The following is a 15,629-nucleotide window of genomic DNA, read 5'->3' as shown; positions in this document are numbered from 1 at the left end:
TATCGAGGTGTCCCATTTTTACCCGAGTTGCTAATTTTTGCCGAAAAGTTCTCAGTCGCGATGAGGTGGCACCAGCCGGGATCGAGGAAGTGCGTCAGATGACCGTTATTCCTCGCGATCGTCATAATATCTCACGCAAGGACATCAGCGAAAATGCCCTCAAGGTGCTCTATCGCCTGAATAAAGCGGGCTTTGAAGCCTACCTGGTGGGCGGTGGCGTACGCGATCTGTTGCTGGGTAAAAAGCCGAAAGATTTCGATGTCACCACCAACGCCACCCCGGAGCAGATGCGTAAACTGTTCCGCAACTGTCGCCTGGTGGGCCGCCGCTTCCGCCTGGCACACGTGATGTTTGGTCCGGAGATCATCGAGGTGGCCACCTTCCGCGGTCACCACGAGGCTGAACAGCAGTCCGTTGACGATCGCAACAGCTCGCAGCGCGGCCAGAACGGTATGCTGCTGCGCGATAATATCTTTGGCTCGATCGAAGATGACGCCCAGCGCCGCGATCTGACGATTAACAGCCTCTACTACAGCGTGGCGGATTTTACCGTTCGCGATTATGTGGGTGGCCTGAACGATCTGCAGCAGGGCATTATTCGCATGATCGGCGATCCGGAAACCCGCTATCGCGAAGATCCGGTGCGGATGCTGCGCGTAGTGCGCTTCGCCGCCAAGCTGGATATGAGCGTCGCACCGGAAACCGGTGAGCCGATTCCGCGCCTTGCCACGCTGCTGCGCGATATCCCGCCGGCACGTCTGTTTGAAGAATCCCTCAAGCTGCTGCAGGCGGGCTACGGTGAAGCCACTTACCGCAAGCTGTGCGAGTATCAGCTGTTCCAGCCGCTGTTCCCGATCATCACCCGCTACTTCACCGAGCAGGGTGACAGCAATATGGAGCGGATGATCCAGCTGGTGCTGAAGAATACGGATACCCGTATCCACAGCCAGATGCGCGTGAACCCGGCGTTCCTGTTTGCGGCGATGTTCTGGTACCCGCAGCTTGAAGCCGCGCAAAAAATTGCTCAGGAGAGCGGCCTCGCCTATTACGATGCCTTCGCCCTTGCGATGAACGACGTGCTGGACGAAGCCTGCCGCTCACTGGCAATTCCGAAACGCATCACCTCGCTGGTGCGCGATATCTGGACCTTACAGCTGCGCCTGTCACGCCGCCACGGCAAACGCGCGTGGAAGCTGATGGAGCATCCTAAGTTCCGCGCCGCCTACGATCTGCTCGCTCTGCGTGCCGAAGTGGAAAACAATCACGAACTGCAGCGCCTGACTACCTGGTGGGGCGAGTTCCAGGTTTCCGCGCCGCCACAGCAGAAAACCATGCTGAACACCCTTGGTGACGATCCGGCACCGCGCCGCCGCACCCGCCGTCCGCGCAAGCGCGTTCCGGGAAACAGCCGCCGTGACAGCCATAATAACAACGCATGACGCGGGTTTATCTGGCGCTGGGCAGTAACCTGGCCGATCCGCTGCACCAGGTGCAGGCGGCACTGGACGCGCTAGCAGCGATCCCACAGAGCAGGCTGGTTGCCTGCTCTTCGCTTTACCGCACGCCGCCGTACGGGCCACCCGATCAGCCTGACTATCTTAACGCCGCCGTGGCGCTGGATACCGAACTCAGCCCTGAGGCGCTGCTGGATCACACCCAGCGCATTGAACTGGAACAGGGACGCGTGCGTAAGGATCATCGCTGGGGCCCGCGCACGCTGGATCTCGACATCATGCTGTTTGGCGATTTGACGCTGGCAACAGCTCGCCTGACGGTGCCGCACTACGATATGCACAACCGCGCCTTTATGCTGCTGCCGCTGCGAGAGATCGCTCCCAACCTCTGTCTGCCGGACGGCACGCGTATTGCCGACCTGCTGGTGCCTCTCGACAGCAGTGCGATCCGTCCCTGGTAATGCCTTTCCGGTGCAGCCTGTGCTGCGTCGGATATCTCCTTTGCACTCTCCTTCCCATCCTTTTAAGATACGCCAACCAGGAAGACTCTTACTGAGGATACGATGAAACCGACTACCGTCTCGACCCTGCGTCAATGGAAACAGCAGGGGCGTAAATTTGCCTCAATCACCGCCTATGAATTCAGCTTCGCCCGCCTGTTTGCCGATGAAGGTATCCAGGTACTGCTGGTGGGCGACTCACTGGGAATGGTGGTTCAGGGACACGACTCCACGCTGCCGGTCACCGTGTCTGATATCGCCTATCACACCGAAACGGTGCGTCGTGGCGCCCCTGCCGCCCTGCTGCTCGCCGACCTGCCGTTTATGAGCTACAGCACGCCGCAGCAAACCTTCGACAGCGCGGCGCAGCTGATGCGCGCCGGAGCCAATATGGTGAAGCTGGAAGGCGGCAAATGGCTGGCGGAGACGGTGAAGCAGCTGACCGAGCGCGCGGTGCCGGTTTGTGGCCACCTCGGCCTGACGCCGCAGTCGGTGAATATTTTCGGCGGCTATAAAATTCAGGGCCGCGCGGAGGCCGATGCCGAACGCCTGCTGGACGATGCGCTGGCGCTGGAAGCCGCCGGAATGCAGCTGCTGGTGCTGGAGTGTGTGCCGGTTGCGCTGGCAAAACGCATCACCGACGCGCTGACCATTCCGGTTATCGGCATTGGCGCCGGCAACGTGACCGACGGACAGATTCTGGTAATGCACGATGCGTTCGGCATCACCGGCGGGCATATTCCGAAATTCGCCAAGAACTTCCTTGCTGAAACTGGCGACATTCGTGCCGCCGTGCGCCAGTACATCACGGAAGTGGAAAATGGCAGTTATCCTGCCGAACAACACAGCTTCCAGTAACCGAGGAGAAACATCGTGCTGATTATTGAAACCCTGCCGCTGCTCCGCCGCGAAATACGCCGCTGGCGTCAGGATGGTAAACGCATCGCGCTGGTTCCCACCATGGGCAACCTGCACGACGGGCATATGACGCTGGTTGATGAAGCGCGTGCGCGTGCGGACATCGTGGTGGTGTCGATTTTCGTTAACCCGATGCAGTTTGAACGCGCCGATGACCTGGCAAACTATCCGCGCACGCTGCAGGAAGATTGTGAAAAACTGAACCGTCGCGGCGTCGATATGGTGTTCTCACCGGCTCCGGCGGATGTCTATCCTCAGGGACTGCACGAGCAGACGTTCGTTGACGTTCCCGGCCTCTCCACACTGCTGGAAGGCGCCAGCCGCCCGGGGCACTTTCGCGGCGTGTCCACCATCGTCAGCAAGCTGTTTAACCTGGTACAGCCAGATATCGCCTGCTTTGGCGAGAAGGACTTCCAGCAGCTGGCACTGATCCGCAAAATGGTGGCGGACATGGGCTACGACCTCGAGATCGTCGGCGTGCCCACGGTACGTGCGAAAGACGGCCTTGCGCTCAGCTCGCGCAACGGCTATCTGACCGCCGATGAGCGGAAAATCGCACCGGGGCTGAGCAAGGTAATGAATGATATCGCCAGCAAGCTGAACAACGGCGAGCGCCATATTGAAGAACTGATTGCCGAAGCAGAGGCGGCGCTCGATGAACGAGGGCTGCGCGCCGATGGCCTGGCGATCGTGGATGCCGATACGCTGTTGCCGTTAACGACGGACAGCCGCCGGGCGGTGATCCTGATGGCCGCATGGCTGGGTAAAGCCCGCCTGATTGATAATCAGCAGGTTGATCTCACTCAGTAGACAGCGCTGCCCGCAGGGGCAATACTGTCGTTCGTTTTTCGCTTAATTGCAGAGTTACAGATTATGAACCGTACTATGTTGCAGGGTAAACTCCACCGGGTGAAAGTCACCCAGGCCGACCTGAATTACGAAGGCTCCTGCGCCATCGATCAGGACTTTCTCGACGCTTCCGGCATCCTGCAGTATGAAGCGATCGATATTTATAACGTCAACAACGGCCAGCGTTTCTCCACCTACGCGATTGCCGCTGAGCGCGGCTCGAAAATCATTTCGGTGAACGGCGCTGCCGCGCGCTGTGCCTGCGAAGGCGATCTGCTGATTATCTGCTCTTATGTGCAGATGTCGGATGCGGAAGCCCGCGAATGGCAGCCGAAAGTGGCCTACTTTGAAGGCGACAACCAGATGAAGCGCGTGGCGAAAGCCGTACCGGTTCAGGTGGCATAAAAAAACGGGGCGGCCATTCCTGGTCGCCCCGTTCAGCTCAGTACATCAAATCAGGTCCGCAGCCCGCGACCACGCTGGATCAGCGACCAGGCCAGAGCATAAAACACCACGATAAATGCCACCAGCACCGCCAGCGTAAAGCCCAGCGGCACGTCATTAATGCCAAGGAAACCGTAGCGGAATCCGCTAATCATATAGACGATAGGGTTCAGCTTGGAGATCATCTGCCAGACCGGCGGCAGCAGCGTCAACGAGTAAAATACCCCGCCAAGGTAGGTCAGCGGCGTCAGCACGAAGGTCGGGATCAGGCTGATGTCGTCAAAGGTACGGGCAAATACCGCATTCAGCAGACCGGCCAGCGAGAACAGAATCGCCGTCAGCAGCAGCGTCACCGCCACCATCAGCCACGAATGCACCTGGAAAGGCACGAAGAACAGTGAAATCACCGTTACCAGCACGCCTACGCAGACCCCGCGCGCCACGCCGCCGCCGACATAACCGGCGATAATCACATGCGTGGGCACCGGCGCAACCAGCAGTTCTTCAATATTGCGCTGAAACTTGGAGCTGAAAAACGACGAGGCGACGTTGGCATAGGCATTGGTGATGACCGCCATCATAATCAAGCCGGGCACGATAAACTGCATATAGGTGAAACCGTGCATCTCACCAATACGTGAACCAATCAGATTACCGAAGATAATAAAATACAGCGTCATGGTAATCACCGGCGGAACCAGCGTCTGAATCCAGATACGGGCGAAGCGATTAACCTCTTTACTCCAGATACTCTTCAGGGCTACCCAGTACAAATGTGTCATGCTTTCTCTCCCGTGTGACCATTGACCAGGTCAACAAACAGCTCCTCAAGACGGTTAGCCTTGTTGCGCATACTCAGCACCTGCACGCCCTGGGCGCTCAGCTGGCTAAACACGCTGTTCAGCCCCTGCTCACGCAGCACTTCTACTTCCAGCGTGGAGGTGTCTACCAGCCGATACTTGAAGCCTTCCAGCTGCGGCAGCGGGCTTTTCGCAGCCAGATCGAGGATAAAGGTTTCAGATTTCAGCTTCGCCAGCAGCCCCTTCATTGAGGTGTTCTCAACCAGCTCACCGCTCTGGATAATGCCGATATTGCGGCACAGCATTTCCGCCTCTTCCAGATAGTGAGTGGTCAGAATGATGGTGGTGCCACGGGCATTCAGATCCTTCAGGAAGGTCCACATCGAACGGCGCAGCTCAATATCCACCCCGGCGGTTGGCTCATCCAGGATCAGCAGCTTCGGTTCATGCATCAGAGCACGAGCAATCATCAGGCGGCGCTTCATACCGCCGGAGAGCATGCGCGCACGCTCGTTACGCTTCTGCCAGAGGTCAAGCTGGGTCAGGTATTTTTCCGCCCGCCTCACCGCTTCACGCTTTTCCACACCGTAATAACCGGCCTGATCGACGACGATCTGCTGCACGGTTTCAAACTGGTTAAAGTTGAATTCTTGCGGCACCAGACCCAGCTGGCGCTTGGCGTTAACCACATCATTTTGCAGGTCGTATCCAAACACCCGCACCCGGCCGCTGGTTTTATTCACCAGCGAACTGATGATGCCAATGGTGGTGGATTTACCCGCCCCGTTGGGACCGAGCAGCGCATAGAAATCACCTGCTTCAACCCGGAGGTCAATCCCCTTGAGCGCCTGAACTCCGCCCGCGTAGGTTTTGGTCAGTTTTTCAAGTTCCAGTGCATAAGTCATAGGTAAGAAATAGCCCTTTGTATTTATCGTATCGCGTTTAGTTTCTTGTTTGCCGTTTTCAATCGCCGAGCATTGCCCTATATTACCGCAACGTTTTTGTGTGACTGGCCGACACCATTATGAAAGATATTGAAACCCTTATCAGCAATAACCGCGAATGGTCCCAATTGCTGAAGGAGGAAGATCCCGGTTTTTTTGAACGTTTGTCCCTGGCACAAAAACCCCGTTTCCTGTGGATTGGCTGCTCCGACAGTCGCGTACCCGCCGAGCGCCTGACCGGGCTGGAGCCTGGCGAACTTTTTGTTCACCGCAACGTGGCCAACCTGGTGATTCACACCGACCTCAACTGCCTTTCCGTAGTGCAGTACGCGGTGGAGGTGCTGGAAGTTGAGCATATCATTATCTGCGGCCACTACGGCTGCGGCGGCGTTCAGGCTGCGGTGGAAAACCCGGAGCTCGGCCTGATTAACAACTGGCTGCTGCACATTCGCGATCTCTGGTACAAACACAGTTCGCTGCTGGGTGAGCTGGCGCCGGATAAACGCTTCGATAAACTTTGCGAAATCAACGTGATTGAGCAGGTTTATAACCTTGGCCACTCAACCGTGATGCAGTCAGCGTGGAAACGCGGACAGAAGGTGACAATTCACGGCTGGGTCTACGGCATCCTGGATGGCTATCTGCGCGACCTGGGCGTAACGGCCACCAACCGTGAAATTCTGGAGCAGCGCTACCGTCAAGGCATCGCGAACCTGCTGAACGACCCGAACCTCAATTCGTAAACCGCAAGCAGTAACATCCCTGCCCGACTGCAATTCGCCGCATATCATATAACAGGCCGAAATTTCCGGCCTTGGTCGATTGTGCGGTGTGCACTCGCGGTCATTCGGCGAGAATTACTCGTCCAGCATCACTACTTTGCCAATAAACGGCAGGTGGCGATAGCGCTGGGCGTAGTCAATACCGTAACCCACCACGAACTCATCAGGAATCGAGAAGCCGACATATTCAACCGGCACCTGCACTTCCCGGCGCTCGGGTTTATCCAGCAGGGTACAGATCGCCAGTGACTTAGGTCCACGCAGGCTGAAAATTTCGCGCACTTTGCTCAGCGTATTACCTGAATCGATAATATCTTCGACAATCAGCACGTCTTTACCACGAATGTCTTCATCCAGATCCTTGAGGATTTTTACATCGCGGGTGCTGGAGGTGCCGTTACCGTAGCTGGAAGCGGTCATAAAATCGACTTCGTGGGGGACATCAATGGCGCGGCACAGGTCGGCCATAAACATAAAGGAGCCGCGCAGCAGGCCAACCAGCACCATGTCGCTGCCGCTGTTGCGGTAATGCTCATTAATTTGCTGGCCAAGTTCAGCAATACGGAATTTGATCTCGGCTTCGGAGATCATTACTTCAACGGTATGTTTCATAGTTAATCGTCGATTGTTCAGGGAAAGCGGCACAGTCTAGCACATTTCTCCCCCCTGACGCCCACCGTTGCGCAACGCGCCGCGTTAAATTACGCAATAGACATACAGACTGCTAAACGTAAAGATATCCATATTTTATATCCCTACATGTTTTATCCATAGAACGTTAATTCATTTATCCCGCCCATACCGCACATGATAGTTTAGCGCGAATAATAAAAGCACCGTGCCCAATGGCAGGAGATTGTATGGCTTCCTCACATTCCAAAAAAACGCATATCGGCAACCGCGAACTGCAGCCCGAAACCCAGATGCTCAACTACGGTTACGACCCGGCGCTGTCGGAAGGCGCAGTCAAACCACCGGTATTTCTGACTTCCACTTTTGTTTTTAACAGTGCCGAAGAAGGCCGCGATTTCTTTGACTACGTTTCCGGCCGCCGCGAACCGCCATCAGGCGAGGGAAACGGCCTGGTCTATTCACGCTTTAACCACCCGAACAGCGAGATAGTTGAAGACCGGCTGGCGGTGTATGAACGCACCGACAGCGCAGCGCTGTTCTCTTCCGGCATGTCGGCGATATCCACCACGCTACTGGCCTTCACCAGACCCGGTGACACGATTCTGCACTCGCAGCCGCTTTACGGCGGTACGGAAACACTGCTGAGTAAAACCTTCGGCAATCTGAATATTTCCAGCGTGGGATTCGCCGACGGCGTGGATGAAGCCTCGGTTCAGGCCGCTGCCGATAAAGCGCTGGCACAGGGTAGCGTGTCGGTAATCCTGATTGAGTCCCCGGCCAACCCGACCAACAGCCTGGTGGATATTGCACTGATTAAACGCGTTGCGGACAGGATTGAGCAGCAGCAGAATTATCGTCCGGTGATTGCCTGCGATAACACGCTGCTGGGCCCGGTATTCTCGCGCCCAATCGAGCACGGCGCGGATATCTCGCTCTATTCGCTGACCAAATACGTTGGCGGCCATTCGGATCTTATCGCCGGGGCAGCGATGGGCAGCAAGGCGCTGATCCGTCAGGTGAAAGCGCTGCGTAGCGCCATCGGCACCCAGCTCGATCCGCACTCCAGCTGGATGATTGGTCGATCGCTGGAGACGCTTGCACTGCGTATGGAGCGCGCTAATGATAATGCGGCAGCGGTGGCGGAGTTTCTGCGCGGCCACCCGCAGGTGGAACAGATCCACTATCTGCCGTTCCTTGACGCCGACTCGCCGCAGGGCAAAACGTATCGCGCCCAGTGCAGCGGTGCCGGTTCTACCTTCTCCTTTGATATTCGCGGCGGTGAAGCGGCGGCGTTTAAGTTCCTCAACGCGCTCCAGCTGTTCAAGCTGGCGGTCAGCCTGGGCGGCACCGAATCACTGGCCAGCCACCCAGCCAGTACCACCCACTCCGGCGTTCCGCTGGATGTTCGCGACCGCATCGGCATTAAATCCACCACCATTCGCCTGTCGATCGGTATCGAAAATAAGGACGATTTGATCGAGGATCTGCGGCTGGCACTGCTGGGGTAACGGTTGATATCCAGCGGCAGCCGGGGGAGCTGCTGCTGGTTATGGAGTTGTTGTTGGATGTCTTATAGGGGCTGCCTGTACGGCAGTGAACGCCAGCAGGTCATCGCCGGTAGCCCCGGCCAGTTTCTAAGCTGCCTGTACGGCAGTGAACGATATCTAACTGTCGCTTCGCCTTCATGTAACTTTCTAAGCTGCCTGTACGGCAGTGAACTGGGGCATGGATACATGCGAGGATTGCAAGGTTTTCTAAGCTGCCTGTACGGCAGTGAACGGTTAGCCTCTCACGATAACCTGATGAAGCTAATCAGGTTTTCGCATCAAGCTTACGCCAACCCCTCTTTTTTTCAGCCACAATTATACTCATATAAATCAACGCACTGAAAAAGCCGCGAAAAAAAGGGTATCAACCTACCCGCTCCGCCGGGGCAAGATATCACTCCACCCCGGCCGCGGCAGTCATCACGCCACGGTAAAGCCCAGCATCATCCCGGTATCTTCATGTTCCAGCAGATGGCAGTGCGCCATATAGGCGTTGGGTTTGTCCGCCTTGTGGTTAAAACGCACCAGAATTTCGCTGCGCCAGCCCTCTACAAGTACCATATCCTTCCAGCCGCTGCGGTGTGCTGCCGGCGGTTTGCCGTTTTCAGACAGGATGCGGAACTGGGCGCCGTGCACGTGGAAGGGATGCATCATCATGTCGCCCTCGCCGGAGATGGTCCACTTCTCCCACACGCCCTGCTTCGCCTCGAACGAGGGTTTCTCCATATTGAAAGCGACGCCGTTAATCTTGTTTCCATTATGGAAATCGAATGGTGCCGGAGATTTCGCCTGCTTACTCTTCATATCGCCGTGGTCCATTCCCGCCATCTTGCCGTGATCCATTCCCGCCATCTTTCCGTGGTCCATTCCGCTCATACTGCCATGATCCATGCCCTGCATTTTCCCGGCAGTTGCTGCTGCAGAACGCTCGCCTGTCGCACCGCCCATCCCGTGCGCGGACATATCCATCCCCGCCATCGCCGCATGGCCGTATTTATCCATCAGCGCCTGCATGCCCCGGCGGTCCAGCTCAGGGTCCATCATCAGCTGTAGCCAACGAGTGTCAGTGGCCTGCGGCATGGCAACCGCAGGGATATTCACCAACTTGTCCGGCAGCGTGCCGCTGGCCATCACCCGCAGCGGGGTAATCGACAGCACCGGCAGCGGCTGGTCAAAAGGCGTCAGCGTCATACCCATTTGTCGCACCGGCAGCGTTTGTAGTTCAAACGGTTTGCCGTCGGAGGTATCTACCAGCACTTCGAAGCGCTCACCCGGTATCATCGGCAGCTCACTCAGTTTGACCGGCTCCGCCAGCAGACCACCGTCACTGGCAATAACATACATCGGGCGGCCGTCGCTGGTAGTCAGATTTAGCGAGCGGGCGTTGCAGCCATTCAGCAGGCGCAGGCGCAACCAGCCGCGCGGAACGCCATGCTGCGGATAAATCGCGCCGTTGGTCAGTAGCGTATCGCCGAACCAGCCGACCGCCGCGTCCATCACATCGAGCTGATAATCGATTTTGCTGCCGTCTTCGGTCAGGCGTTTGTCCTGCAGGACCACCGGAATATCATCCACTCCCCACTGTTTTGGCAGCAGGAGTTTCCCGCTCTCGGGATCGTTGATTAGCACCAGGCCCGCCAGTCCCTGCGCAACCTGATAGCCGGTACGACCATGCTGATGAGGGTGGAACCAGCAGGTGGCCGCAGGCTGGTCCGGGGTAAAGCTGACGCTGCGCTGCTGCCCCGGTTCAATTCTCGCCTGTGGCCCGCCGTCCACTTCACCGGGGATCTCCAGCCCGTGCCAGTGAACGGTGGTCGCATCAGGCAGACGGTTGAAGATATTGACACGGACTTCTTTACCGCGATCCAGCTGGATTGCCGGCCCGAGCAGGCCGCCGTTATAGCCCCAGGTAGGAACGTCTTTCCCCCGCCAGTGGCTGATGCCCTTCTGGGCCACGAGTTTGATTTCACCGCGTGCATCGGGCAGCAGCAGTGAGGGAACGGGTAATAAAGGACGCTGTTCGGCCGCCATCAGCGAGCGGCTCCACAGCGGCAGGGCGCTGGCTGCACCAAGAGCGGCACTTAATTTTAGAAAATCACGACGTTGCATCATCCATTCCTTTTGCCAGATGTCGAAAATACCGGCAGCATAAACCCTTACCCAGCGGGAAGGTCAAGTCGCGATAAAAAATGCGAAAACGGTATATCACAGGCTTTCTAAGGCAAAAGGGGCTGGCACCCGGCCTGAACTGTGCTAACGTCTGCTCATTGCACACGAATGAGAACAACTATGAAGAAAAGCATCAAGGCTCTGTTGCTGCTAGGGCTTTTTGGCTTCTCCTCCACCAGTTTCGCCCTGAGTGAAACGGAAGCAGAAGATTTAGCCGATTTAACCGCCGTATTTGTTTATCTGAAAAATGATTGTGGCTACCAGGATCTGCCGGACGGACAGGTTCGTCGTGCGTTGATGTTTTACGCACAGCAGAATCGTTGGGATTTAAGCAATTACAACAGTTTCAATATGAAAGCGCTCGGTGAGGACAGCTATCGCGATCTGAGCGGTATTGCCATTCCGAACGATACCAAGTGCAAATCTCTGGCCCGCGACTCCCTGAGCCTGCTTGCCTACGTCCGTTAATCACCCGCCGCTCCCCTCCCCGCGTCCGAATTGACCGTGCAACCACGGTCAGAAATCGCTATCCTGTTTTCCCCATTTTTCGTGGCTATTATGAGGAGAAAACCCCACCATGGCCGATAAAGAAATGTGGTATGAAACCCTTCATGCCGGATTCGGACAGTATTTTTCTGTCGATAATGTACTGTATCGCGAACAGACCGGGCACCAGGATCTGATTATCTTTGAAAATGCCGCCCTGGGACGAGTGATGGCGCTGGACGGCGTGGTACAAACCACCGAGCGCGATGAGTTCATTTATCATGAGATGATGACCCATATTCCCCTGTTGGCCCACGGCGCGGCGGAGAGCGTGCTGATCATCGGCGGCGGCGACGGCGCCATGCTGCGTGAAGTGAGCCGTCATCAGAACATCAAAAAAATCACCATGGTTGAGATCGATGCCGGCGTGGTGACGTTCTGCAAACAGTATTTGCCGAACCACAGCCAGGGCGCCTATGACGATCCGCGCTTTACGCTGGTGATCGACGACGGCGTGAACTTCGTTAAGCAGACTGCCGAGAAGTTTGACGTGATTATCTCTGACTGCACCGATCCGATTGGTCCGGGAGAAAGCCTGTTCACCTCTGAATTCTATGAGGGCTGCCATCGCATCCTTAATGAAAATGGCATCTTCGTGGCGCAGAATGGCGTTTGCTTCCTGCAGCAGGATGAAGCGGTCAACAGCCATCGCAAACTCGGCCACTACTTTAAAGACGTCAGCTTCTATCAGGCGGCGGTACCGACCTACTACGGCGGCATCATGACCTTTGCCTGGGCCAGCGATAATCCGGCGCTGCGCCAGCTGGATGCAACAACGATTGCCGCGCGCTTTGCCGCCTCCGGGCTGACCTGCCGCTACTACAATCCGGTAATCCACGCGGGCAGCTTTGCCCTGCCACAATATCTGTTAAATGCACTGGCCAACTGACCGGGCATTTTAAGGGGGTGAACGAAATTGCAAAAGCTTAAACTACATGGCTTCAACAACCTGACGAAAAGCCTGAGTTTTTGTATCTACGATATCTGTTACGCGAACACAGAAGCGGAACGCGACGGATATATTGCGTACATTGATGAGCAGTACAATGCCAACCGTCTGACGGAAATTCTCAGCGAAACCTGCGCGATTATCGGCGCTAACGTGCTGAACATCGCCCGCCAGGACTACGAGCCACAGGGTGCCAGCGTAACGATTCTGGTCAGCGAAGAGCCGATCGATCCACGCGATATTGATACCTCTGAACATCCTGGCCCGCTGCCGGACTCGGTGGTCGCCCATCTGGATAAAAGCCATATCTGCGTGCATACCTATCCGGAAAGCCACCCGGAAGGTGGCCTGTGTACCTTCCGCGCCGATATCGAAGTGTCTACCTGCGGAGTCATTTCGCCGCTGAAAGCGCTGAACTACCTGATTCACCAGCTGGAATCCGACATTGTCACCATCGACTATCGCGTACGCGGTTTCACCCGCGACGTAAACGGGGTGAAACACTTTATCGACCACGAGATCAACTCAATCCAGAACTTCATGGCCGACGACATGAAAGGGATGTATGACATGATGGATGTGAACGTCTACCAGGAAAATATGTTCCACACCAAGATGTTGCTCAAAGGATTCGATCTTCGTCACTATCTGTTTAACACCCAACCTGACGATCTCAGCCCGCAGGAACACAAGCGGATCACCGATCTGCTGTGGAAGGAGATGCGTGAGATTTACTACGGGCGCAATATTCCGTCGGTGGGATTAAAAACGCCGTAATGATGCAGGAATAAAAAACGAACCAGCCAGCGTGATGTGACCAATTCACACCGGGCGCGTTGGCTGGTTTTTAGCGCGGGGGGAGGTATCAGCAAGGCATTTCACCTTGCTTACGCCTCCATGCCCCATCACAGCCACACGGGTTAGAGCAATCGCCGACTTCAACAGCCTGCGCTTAGCGGCCCTGTAGAAAAGCGCGGTAGGCGGCAATCACCGCCAGAAAATCCTCTACGCCACAGAAAGACAGGCTCTCTTCGTCGTAGTAGTTCATTCCCTCTTCCATCTCGTCACCTTCAAAACCGAGCTGGTTAGAACGAACGATCACTTCTTCCTCATCCAGCCACAGGGTGTATTCACGCCCTACGCGCTGCCACTGGCGCTCGCTGCCCCTGACGCTGGCAACGGCAGCTTCTACTTCATCCAGCAGCGCCAGATTCTTTTCATCCACCTCATCGTTGAACCAGTGGCCAACGGCCTCGTGCCCCATCGACATGCGAACCTTCACCACCCCGGCGATATCGCGTAAAAATTCATATTCCATCGTGTTCCCCTCCCGGCAGACTGACCGCGCATGCTCAAGGCTATTTTGCGCCTCTGCCCGGATAATACTGAGCATCAGCGCGCATTATCGCAGCCCGACCGGGGAAAAACAGCAATATTGACGACGGTTGCGTCCGCAACGGCGCTGGGGCACCGTCACACTTAACGATTTCCTCCCGTTACTGCCAGCAGCAGGCCAAAGACAACCAGCAGCGCGCCAAAAGCGCGGTCAATCCAGTGGCGCACGGCCAGCAGTCGATCCCGTACGGCGCCCGCCGAGAAGCCCAGTGCCACCAGGCTAAACCACGCCATATGCGCTACCGAGATAAACGCACCATAGCCAATCTGTACCGCCAGCGGCGTTTCGGGGACCACCACCTGCATAAACAGGCTGACGATAAAAATCGTAGTCTTGGGGTTGAGGACGTTGGTCAGAAAGCCGGTGCGCAGCGCCGCCGCGTCCGACAGCGGTATCACCCGGCGGTTAACCAGCGTGCCGCCTGCGCGGGAACGCAGCATTATAACGCCGAGATACACCAGCCAGACGGCACCCACCAGCCTGATGATGTTAAACAGCCACAGCGACTGCTGAATAAGCAGCCCGACGCCGACCAGCGTATAGGTCACGTGAACCAGCACGCCCAGGCCAATCCCCAGCGCGGTCAACACGCCTGCCCGGCGCGACAGCATCAGGCTGTTACGCGTGACCATCGCGAAATCCGGTCCGGGGCTGACCACGGCCAGCAAAGTAATGGTGATTACAGCTATCAGTTCGGTCATGGTATATCCTGTCAGAAACGGGTTAACTGTCGCGATAATAACGGCAGATTATCAGGGTGAATAACGATGATTTCTGACATCAGTGGTGAGTCTGAATCACCATTAAACGATGAGCGGCTGCCTTCGCTGCTGGCGCTGCGCTGTTTTGAAACGGCCGCCCGGCTGGAGAATTTCAGCCGGGCCGCAGCCGAGCTGCACCTCACGCACGGCGCGGTCAGCCGAGCGGTTAGGCTGCTGGAAGACGAACTGGGCGTTGCGCTGTTCGAGCGGCGCAGCCGACGCGTGTTTCTGACCGCTGCGGGCCGCACACTGGCCAGAGCGGTAAGCGAGGGAATGGACTTAATGCGCCAGGCGGTCAGCGAGCTGCGTGCCAGCGCCAGCCAGAAGCAGCAATCGGTGCTGTCCTGCGAGCCAACGCTGCTGATGCGCTGGCTTATTCCCCGCTGGTCAGATTTTCAGGCTCGCCATCCGGACACCGACGTTCATCTTGTTGCCGGCGGCGGCCCGTTCTCTTTTGCCAGCGGTATCGATCTGGCGATTCGCCGCAGTGACTTTCCGCTGCCGGGAAGCTATCACGCCGAACCGCTGTTTGCTGAAAAAGTCGGGCCGGTTTGCCGCACGGATAAAGCCGCAGGCTGGTTCAGCGGGGAGCCGCACTCTGCCACACTCAGGCGCGATGCCCCGCGTCTGCATACACGTACCCGGCCCGGCGCATGGCAGGAATGGGCGGCCGCTACAGGTTATCCCCCTGTCGATAGCGCGGGGCAAACGTTCGATCACTTCTACTTTAGCCTGCAGGCGGCCGTGGCGGGTCTGGGCGTGGCCATCGGCCCGTGGCACCTGGTCCGTGACGATGTGGAGAACGGCGTACTCAGCGCGCCTTCAGGCTTCGTTGAGGATGGTTCACACTACTGCCTGCTGTCGCCAAAGCCCCTCGTGCCGGGCAGCCCACAGGCGGAACTGCTGGCCTGGTTAAAGTTACAGGCCTGAAGGTGAA

General features: G+C 56.9%; 17 protein-coding genes. 11 read left to right on the top strand and 6 right to left on the bottom strand.

The features are described 5' to 3' along the window. The first annotated feature begins 14 nt into the window (after window positions 1-14). The 5 genes from pcnB (at window position 15) to panD (ending at window position 4,126) form a co-directional block, all read left to right on the top strand. Entirely contained in the window at window positions 15-1,439 is a 1,425-nt protein-coding gene (gene pcnB / locus AC07U6_RS06705) for a polynucleotide adenylyltransferase PcnB (RefSeq protein WP_494764438.1), read from the top strand. Then, the gene (gene folK, locus AC07U6_RS06700; RefSeq protein ID WP_494761609.1) at window positions 1,436-1,915 is read left to right on the top strand and encodes a 2-amino-4-hydroxy-6-hydroxymethyldihydropteridine diphosphokinase; all 480 of its coding nucleotides are present in this window, start codon (window positions 1,436-1,438) and stop codon (window positions 1,913-1,915) included. The genes pcnB and folK overlap by 4 nt, the downstream gene beginning before the upstream one ends. Window positions 1,916-2,017: 102 nt before the next feature. Then, the gene (gene panB, locus AC07U6_RS06695) at window positions 2,018-2,812 is read left to right on the top strand and encodes a 3-methyl-2-oxobutanoate hydroxymethyltransferase (RefSeq protein WP_494761608.1); all 795 of its coding nucleotides are present in this window, start codon (window positions 2,018-2,020) and stop codon (window positions 2,810-2,812) included. A 15-nt stretch (window positions 2,813-2,827) separates the two neighbouring features. Continuing rightward, complete coding sequence (gene panC / locus AC07U6_RS06690) at window positions 2,828-3,682, top strand: pantoate--beta-alanine ligase (protein WP_494761607.1); 855 nt, start codon at window positions 2,828-2,830, stop codon at window positions 3,680-3,682. Between the two features lie 63 nt (window positions 3,683-3,745). Continuing rightward, the gene (panD, locus tag AC07U6_RS06685; protein ID WP_062747172.1) at window positions 3,746-4,126 is read left to right on the top strand and encodes an aspartate 1-decarboxylase; all 381 of its coding nucleotides are present in this window, start codon (window positions 3,746-3,748) and stop codon (window positions 4,124-4,126) included. Between the two features lie 50 nt (window positions 4,127-4,176). On the opposite strand, the gene AC07U6_RS06680 is transcribed toward panD, so the two are convergent. After that, the gene (locus AC07U6_RS06680) at window positions 4,177-4,947 is read right to left on the bottom strand and encodes an ABC transporter permease (protein ID WP_494761606.1); all 771 of its coding nucleotides are present in this window, start codon (window positions 4,945-4,947) and stop codon (window positions 4,177-4,179) included. After that, window positions 4,944-5,870: an ABC transporter ATP-binding protein gene (locus AC07U6_RS06675; protein WP_494761605.1), complete on the bottom strand. Its 927-nt coding sequence runs from the start codon at window positions 5,868-5,870 to the stop codon at window positions 4,944-4,946. The genes AC07U6_RS06680 and AC07U6_RS06675 overlap by 4 nt, the downstream gene beginning before the upstream one ends. 119 nt (window positions 5,871-5,989) lie before the next feature. Between AC07U6_RS06675 and can the strand changes: the two genes are divergently transcribed. Further along, window positions 5,990-6,652 carry a carbonate dehydratase gene (gene can / locus AC07U6_RS06670; protein WP_494761604.1) on the top strand — a complete coding sequence of 221 codons (663 nt, stop codon included), beginning with the start codon at window positions 5,990-5,992 and terminating at the stop codon, window positions 6,650-6,652. Between the two features lie 114 nt (window positions 6,653-6,766). On the opposite strand, the gene hpt is transcribed toward can, so the two are convergent. Beyond that, the gene (gene hpt / locus AC07U6_RS06665; protein WP_494761603.1) at window positions 6,767-7,303 is read right to left on the bottom strand and encodes a hypoxanthine phosphoribosyltransferase; all 537 of its coding nucleotides are present in this window, start codon (window positions 7,301-7,303) and stop codon (window positions 6,767-6,769) included. Between the two features lie 248 nt (window positions 7,304-7,551). On the opposite strand from hpt, the gene AC07U6_RS06660 reads away from it, so the two are divergent. Further along, a complete protein-coding gene (locus AC07U6_RS06660; protein ID WP_494761602.1) occupies window positions 7,552-8,832 on the top strand; it encodes a cystathionine gamma-synthase family protein in 1,281 nt (426 codons plus the stop codon). A 459-nt stretch (window positions 8,833-9,291) separates the two neighbouring features. Here the strand turns inward: AC07U6_RS06660 and cueO are convergent, their stop codons facing one another. Further along, entirely contained in the window at window positions 9,292-10,980 is a 1,689-nt protein-coding gene (gene cueO / locus AC07U6_RS06655) for a multicopper oxidase CueO (RefSeq protein ID WP_494764437.1), read from the bottom strand. Window positions 10,981-11,160: 180 nt separating this feature from the next. Between cueO and AC07U6_RS06650 the strand changes: the two genes are divergently transcribed. The 3 genes from AC07U6_RS06650 to speD all read left to right on the top strand — a co-directional run bounded on the left by AC07U6_RS06650 (window position 11,161) and on the right by speD (window position 13,312). After that, a complete protein-coding gene (locus AC07U6_RS06650) occupies window positions 11,161-11,508 on the top strand; it encodes a YacC family pilotin-like protein (protein ID WP_105595409.1) in 348 nt (115 codons plus the stop codon). Window positions 11,509-11,617: 109 nt separating this feature from the next. After that, entirely contained in the window at window positions 11,618-12,475 is an 858-nt protein-coding gene (gene speE, locus AC07U6_RS06645; RefSeq protein ID WP_494761601.1) for a polyamine aminopropyltransferase, read from the top strand. Window positions 12,476-12,502: 27 nt separating this feature from the next. Beyond that, complete coding sequence (gene speD, locus AC07U6_RS06640) at window positions 12,503-13,312, top strand: adenosylmethionine decarboxylase (RefSeq protein ID WP_494761600.1); 810 nt, start codon at window positions 12,503-12,505, stop codon at window positions 13,310-13,312. A 175-nt stretch (window positions 13,313-13,487) separates the two neighbouring features. Here the strand turns inward: speD and yacL are convergent, their stop codons facing one another. Together yacL and AC07U6_RS06630 are read right to left on the bottom strand one after the other, a co-directional pair. Further along, window positions 13,488-13,853, bottom strand: a complete 366-nt coding sequence (gene yacL / locus AC07U6_RS06635) for a protein YacL (protein WP_494761599.1) — start codon at window positions 13,851-13,853, stop codon at window positions 13,488-13,490. A gap of 161 nt (window positions 13,854-14,014) precedes the next feature. Next, complete coding sequence (locus AC07U6_RS06630; protein ID WP_494761598.1) at window positions 14,015-14,632, bottom strand: LysE family translocator; 618 nt, start codon at window positions 14,630-14,632, stop codon at window positions 14,015-14,017. A 66-nt stretch (window positions 14,633-14,698) separates the two neighbouring features. Here AC07U6_RS06630 and AC07U6_RS06625 point away from each other — a divergent pair, with 66 nt between their 5' ends. Beyond that, window positions 14,699-15,622 carry a LysR family transcriptional regulator gene (locus tag AC07U6_RS06625; RefSeq protein ID WP_494761597.1) on the top strand — a complete coding sequence of 308 codons (924 nt, stop codon included), beginning with the start codon at window positions 14,699-14,701 and terminating at the stop codon, window positions 15,620-15,622. Window positions 15,623-15,629: the final 7 nt, after the last annotated feature.

It is taken from the genome of Erwinia sp. GW821-FHT03D09, from assembly GCF_059420805.1.
This window is presented reverse-complemented; position numbering and strand designations above follow the sequence as displayed.

Excerpts from the sequence above, each read along its gene's own strand:
- folK (WP_494761609.1), top strand. The coding sequence starts at position 1,436 with ATGACGCGGGTTTATCTGGCGCTGGGCAGTAACCTGGCCGATCCGCTG.
- panB (WP_494761608.1), top strand. The coding sequence starts at position 2,018 with ATGAAACCGACTACCGTCTCGACCCTGCGTCAATGGAAACAGCAGGGG.
- panD (WP_062747172.1), top strand. The coding sequence starts at position 3,746 with ATGAACCGTACTATGTTGCAGGGTAAACTCCACCGGGTGAAAGTCACC.
- AC07U6_RS06680 (WP_494761606.1), bottom strand. The coding sequence starts at position 4,947 with ATGACACATTTGTACTGGGTAGCCCTGAAGAGTATCTGGAGTAAAGAG.
- AC07U6_RS06675 (WP_494761605.1), bottom strand. The coding sequence starts at position 5,870 with ATGACTTATGCACTGGAACTTGAAAAACTGACCAAAACCTACGCGGGC.
- can (WP_494761604.1), top strand. The coding sequence starts at position 5,990 with ATGAAAGATATTGAAACCCTTATCAGCAATAACCGCGAATGGTCCCAA.
- hpt (WP_494761603.1), bottom strand. The coding sequence starts at position 7,303 with ATGAAACATACCGTTGAAGTAATGATCTCCGAAGCCGAGATCAAATTC.
- AC07U6_RS06660 (WP_494761602.1), top strand. The coding sequence starts at position 7,552 with ATGGCTTCCTCACATTCCAAAAAAACGCATATCGGCAACCGCGAACTG.
- cueO (WP_494764437.1), bottom strand. The coding sequence starts at position 10,980 with ATGCAACGTCGTGATTTTCTAAAATTAAGTGCCGCTCTTGGTGCAGCC.
- AC07U6_RS06650 (WP_105595409.1), top strand. The coding sequence starts at position 11,161 with ATGAAGAAAAGCATCAAGGCTCTGTTGCTGCTAGGGCTTTTTGGCTTC.
- speE (WP_494761601.1), top strand. The coding sequence starts at position 11,618 with ATGGCCGATAAAGAAATGTGGTATGAAACCCTTCATGCCGGATTCGGA.
- yacL (WP_494761599.1), bottom strand. The coding sequence starts at position 13,853 with ATGGAATATGAATTTTTACGCGATATCGCCGGGGTGGTGAAGGTTCGC.
- AC07U6_RS06630 (WP_494761598.1), bottom strand. The coding sequence starts at position 14,632 with ATGACCGAACTGATAGCTGTAATCACCATTACTTTGCTGGCCGTGGTC.
- AC07U6_RS06625 (WP_494761597.1), top strand. The coding sequence starts at position 14,699 with ATGATTTCTGACATCAGTGGTGAGTCTGAATCACCATTAAACGATGAG.